General features: G+C 48.4%; 2 protein-coding genes and 2 pseudogenes. 3 read left to right on the top strand and 1 reads right to left on the bottom strand.

Annotated features, from left to right (window positions below; translation table 11 throughout):
* Nucleotides 1-205 (bottom strand): annotated as a pseudogene (locus QUA71_RS28855) (DUF2442 domain-containing protein); the annotation flags it as partial.
* Nucleotides 206-394: 189 nt separating this feature from the next.
* Here QUA71_RS28855 and QUA71_RS28850 point away from each other — a divergent pair.
* From QUA71_RS28850 to QUA71_RS28840, 3 genes and pseudogenes are all read left to right on the top strand, one after another.
* Complete coding sequence (locus QUA71_RS28850) at nucleotides 395-601, top strand: hypothetical protein (RefSeq protein WP_006633572.1); 207 nt, start codon at nucleotides 395-397, stop codon at nucleotides 599-601.
* Between the two features lie 164 nt (nucleotides 602-765).
* Nucleotides 766-2,409, top strand: a complete 1,644-nt coding sequence (locus tag QUA71_RS28845; protein ID WP_333290394.1) for a WD40 domain-containing protein — start codon at nucleotides 766-768, stop codon at nucleotides 2,407-2,409.
* 413 nt (nucleotides 2,410-2,822) lie between these two features.
* Nucleotides 2,823-3,893 (top strand): annotated as a pseudogene (locus QUA71_RS28840) (ABC transporter ATP-binding protein); the annotation flags it as partial.
* Between the last annotated feature and the right edge of the window lie 1,210 nt (nucleotides 3,894-5,103).

The following is a 5,103-nucleotide window of genomic DNA, read 5'->3' as shown; positions in this document are numbered from 1 at the left end:
GAGGGGTAGCGTCAGGAATCGCTCTAGTTAGTCTGGGAAGAGGGTACGCTATATATAGCGTTCGTGCGTAAGTCCTGTGATTGTAATACCCGGATTCGGCGCGGGGTTCTGTAGCCTCAGCGTTTTTCCATGCTTCTTTGGCTTTGGTTATGTGCTCTCGGAGATTTTCCTCAGTTAACTCTTTGTCCCAGTTTCTAAATACCATGTATTTCTTGCCATCGGTTTTGTTAAGTTTGGATACTTAATTATTGCCGCATGGGATTGTGTTAAGCGGACTGTGAAGGACATGATACTTAATAATGGGTTACTACTTAGGAAATAAGTAAATAGGAGGAAGAAATTAACTTTTATTTGCGCTACCCTTGCTAAGGGTAAGTCTTTAGGATAAATTTTTATGGAACAACAGCCGATCGCCCGAAAGCATCTTGTTTGGAGCCTCATCACTGGTTTAGCAGTCGGCGCGATCGCAGGCGCACCCCTCGGCTGGATGGCTAATGGGAAATATTCCGACCAGCGTTTGGCTGAATTCATCATTTGCCAAGAAAAAAATAGAGATAAGCCAGTTGCTATGGTTGAGTCTATTTGTGGTTCCCGATTCTAAATTTTTCTGGTAGCCAGAGGGCTGTGTCAAATATTGTGAGGCTTGTGCGAATGTCGAAAGTTTGATCGTCGCGCAGGCATTTTGGCGTTGTCAACCGTCAATCTGCCACAAACCGGATAACTTATGCGTCAGTTGATATCTGGGTATGTTAAATTGACACAATAATGAATTACAGCAGAACAATTCCGGCTATTTTGAGTGCTACGATCGCCCTGAGTTCGATCGCCCTCATCCCACTGACATCACCTCAAATCGCCCTCGCATTAACCGCCGACAAAGTTAAAACCGTTGCCCAACAAATTACTGTTCGCATCCAGGGGACAAAAGGCGGTTCAGGAGTAATTTTAGAGAAACAAGGCAGCACATACTATATTCTCACAAACTGGCACGTTGTCGATAAAGCCGGCGATTACGAGGTCGTAACTCCGGACGGCAAAGCTCACTCTGTATACTATAGCCTCGTGCGGCGAGTGCCAGGGATGGATTTAGCCGTCGTGCCGTTCAGCAGCCCTCAAAGCTACCCCCTGGCTCAATTAGCCAATTCCTCAGCAACTAAGGGAAACAAGGCTTATGTGGCCGGCTGGCCGATATCCGGCGGTTCTCTGAGACAGCCGATTTTCATCGCCACGGAAGGCCAGCTTACCGGCCGCCAAACTCCTTGGAACGGTTATACTTTGGTATACAATAACTTAGTGAGAGCGGGAATGAGCGGCGGGCCGGTGCTCGATGACGCAGGCCGAGTTGTCGCAATTAACGGCATTGTCAGGTTAGAGGACAACTCTGATAAAATCGTGGCTGCGGGAATAGAAATTAATACTTTCATGAAATGGCGCTCGACTATTTCGCTGCCAGTCGTTCCCCAATCTCCTACTGCGGGGAACCCAAAAACTCCGGCGAATAATGCGCCCCGCACGCCCGCAAGTGCGATCGCCTTTGCTGCTACAAATACCCTCAAAGGGCCTTCGGAAGTTGTCAGTTCCCTTGCCCTAGCTTCAGCTTATTTTACCACAGGAAATAGCAACGGCACAATCTCAGTTTGGAATTTTCCCGGCGGGCAATTAAAAACTACCCTGCAAGGTCACACGGAAGCAGTAAACGCATTGGCCGCGAGTGCGGATGGCAAGGTGTTAGCTAGCGGCAGCGACGACAAAACAGTGAAAATTTGGAATTTAGAAACTGGCGCGGTTGTACGCACTTTGAGCGGGCATTCCAATGCAGTTTCGAGCGTTGCCGTTAGTCCCGACGGTCAATTTGTAGCCAGTGGCAGTTGGGACAAAACGATTAAGATTTGGAACCCGAAAACGGGGGAATTGCTGCGGACTTTGACCGGGCATTCTGGGTTGGTGAATGCTGTTGCAATTAGTCCCGACAACAAAACTTTAGCTAGCGGCAGCAAAGACGGTTCAATTAGGTTGTGGAATTTAGCTAGCGGTCAAGCCATTCGCACGATTAGCGGCAAAAACTTGTCGGTTTTGTCGCTAGCTTTTACTCCCGACGGCAAGAGTTTAGCTGCGGGAAATAGCAACGGCACTGTTGGGTTGTGGAATGCCGGAAATGGACAGTTAATTCGTCGTTTAAGCGGGCATACAGACGGAGTTTGGTCGGTGGCATTCAGTCGGGATGGCACTACGCTGGTTACTGGCAGTTGGGATAAGAGTGTGAGACTTTGGGATGTGCGATCGGGGGATTTGAGAGGTAATTTGAGCGGTCATGCTGGCTACGTTAGCGCTGTGGCGATTAGCAGCGACGGTAAGACGATTGTGAGTGCGGGTTGGTTGGGGGAAATCAAGATTTGGAAAAGGAGTTGAGATTTTTTTGAACGAACCGCTTTCGTCGCGTTACGCGGAGGGGCGCGTAAGCGCTACTCAACCTAGAAACAGCCCCGCCTCTGTAGCGAAGGCAGCTAGTGGAGGGTTCGCTTAGGCACGGACTCTACTGGTAGGGTGCGTCAGTTGGAGCGATTCGATGTACATCGGCTAATCATTTCCGGGCTCCGCCCCCCTACTACCTAGCATTTTGTTTCAAACTACGATCGACCCTTATGATAGATTTGGTTCTTGCCAGACTACACTGGAAGACAAAATCAAATTAAAAATTTCGCCATAAATTCGATCGACCCGCCGATCGGGCGGGACTCTCAACTTCGTGGAACAGGCGTCCCGCCTGTGGTTGGCAAAGTAAATCTAAAATCTAAAATCTAAAATTGCGTGACTTCTGACAAATGATTGAAGTAGAACACTTAAGCAAAACTTACGGTTCGACCGCAGCGATCGCGGACGTGTCTTTTTCGGTCGAATCAGGAGAAATTCTGGGGTTTTTGGGGCCAAACGGCGCTGGCAAAACCACAACCATGCGGATTTTGTCGGGATACTTGCCAGCATCCAGCGGTACGGCCCGCATCGCAGGCATGGATGTTCACGAAGACTCGATGGCCGTCAGACAGCGCATCGGCTATCTGCCGGAAAACCCGCCACTGTATCCAGAAATGAGTGTGGAAGGGTTTCTGTTTTTTGTGGCAAGGATTAAGCAAGTACCTGCGGGCGATCGCGCGCGACGAGTTACCTCCGCGATCGAACGCTGCGGCCTGGTTGATAAACGCAAAGTTTTAATCCGCAAGCTTTCTAAAGGATTTCGCCAGCGCGTCGGTATCGCCCAGGCGATCGTCCACGACCCGCCCGTCATTATCTTAGACGAACCAACCGTCGGCCTCGACCCCCGGCAAATCATCGAAGTCCGCAATTTAATCAAAAGTCTTGGGGGCCAGCACACAATCATCCTTTCCACGCACATTCTGCCGGAAGTCAGCATGACTTGCAACCGCGTTACCATCATCAATCGCGGTAAAATCGTCGCTGCAGGTACTCCCGAAAATTTGATGGGAGAGTTGGCGGTGGGAGAGGGTTACGAACTCGAAGTTGAAGGCGAGGCGGATTTGGTAAACAGTCTGCTGTTGCCTTCTTTGGAACAATTGCCGGGAGTGCGATCGATCGAATTGATTCCAAGCCAGCAATTTTTAGTGAATCGCTACCGCCTGCGGGCAATGTGCGAACCGGACATAGAACCCGGACGAGAAATTGCCACAGCTATCCTCGCCTCTGGATTCGGACTCTGCGAAATGCGTCGCTCTCGCGCTACTCTGGAAGATGTGTTTTTAAGGCTGACAGCGGCTGAAAAAAAACCGGAAGAAAATCTGGTTCACACCGAACCAGAGGTCGATCGAAATCTGCAAGAAGCGGCAACAACTCAAGACTCGATCGCGGATTCTCATCAATCCGAATCGCAACCGATTGTCGAAAACCTGCAAGTTTCACATAGGCAAGAGTCTCTCTATGATTCTCATTCAGCATCGGAACCAGTTGCAGAAACCGTAGAGTTGCTTTATGATTCTCAACCAGAATCAAAACCAGTTCCAGAAACGGTAGAGTTGAGAGAACATCCTCAACCAGAATCAGAACCAGTTCCAGAAACCGTAGAGTTGAGAGAACATCCTCAACCAGAATCAGAACCAGTTCCAGAAACCGTAGAGTTGAGAGAACATCCTCAACCAGAATCAGAACCAGTTCCAGAAACCGTACAGCCGATTAAAGGGAAGCATCTCAGTTTGGGTGTCACAGGAACCAGATCATCTTACTCGCTACAGATATCTAAACAAGCAAGCAGGATGCTCACTTTTGTAAAAAATGTTTTTTACAAAAGTGAGATACTCCCGATAGAACCTTCTCCACCAGAACCGATTGTCGAAAATCTAGAAGTTTCAGAAACAGTAGAGTCGATCGAGCATCCTCAACCAGAACAGATTGTCGAAAATCTGCAAGTTTCAGAAACAGTAGAGTCGATCGACTATTCTCAACCAGAATCCGAACCAGTTGTAGAAACAGTAGAGTCGATCGAGCATCATGAACCAGAACCGATTGTCGAAAATCTGCAAGTTTCAGAAACAGTAGAGTCGATCGAGCATCCTCAACCAGAACCGATAGTCGAAAATCTGCAAGTTTCAGAAACAGTAGAGTCGATCGAGCATCCTCAGTCAGAATCCGAACCAGTTCTCGAAAGGCAAGAGTCGATCGAGCATCATGAACCAGAAGCGATTGTCGAAAATCTAGAAGTTTCAGAAACAGTAGAGTCGGTTGAGCATCCTCAACCAGAATCCGAACCAGTTGTAGAAAGGCAAGAGTCGATCGACTATTCTCAACCAGAATCCGAACCCATTACAGAAACACCAGAGGAAATAAGCGATTTAGAACCCGGAATGCAACCAGTCGCAGAGTTTCTGGAAACTGTAGAAAGACAAGAGTCGATCGAGCATTCTCAACCAGAACCGATTGTCGAAAATCTACTCATTGTCGAAACGGTAGAGTCGAACGAGCATTCTCAACCAGAACCGATTGTCGGAAATCTAGAAGTTTCAGAAACGGTAGAGTCGAGCGAGCATTCTCAACCAGAACCGATTGTCGAAAATCTACTCATTGTCGAAACGGTAGAGTCGAACGAGCATTCTCAAC

The sequence above is a fragment of the Microcoleus sp. MON1_C5 genome (genome assembly GCF_036701875.1).
Classification (GTDB): domain Bacteria; phylum Cyanobacteriota; class Cyanobacteriia; order Cyanobacteriales; family Microcoleaceae; genus Microcoleus.
The sequence above is the reverse complement of the archived record's forward strand: the minus strand, read 5'-3'. Positions and strand labels throughout refer to the sequence as shown.

Bases quoted from the DNA above. Each gene is read 5' to 3' on its own strand.
- QUA71_RS28850 (WP_006633572.1), top strand. From the start codon at position 395: ATGGAACAACAGCCGATCGCCCGAAAGCATCTTGTTTGGAGCCTCATC.
- QUA71_RS28845 (WP_333290394.1), top strand. From the start codon at position 766: ATGAATTACAGCAGAACAATTCCGGCTATTTTGAGTGCTACGATCGCC.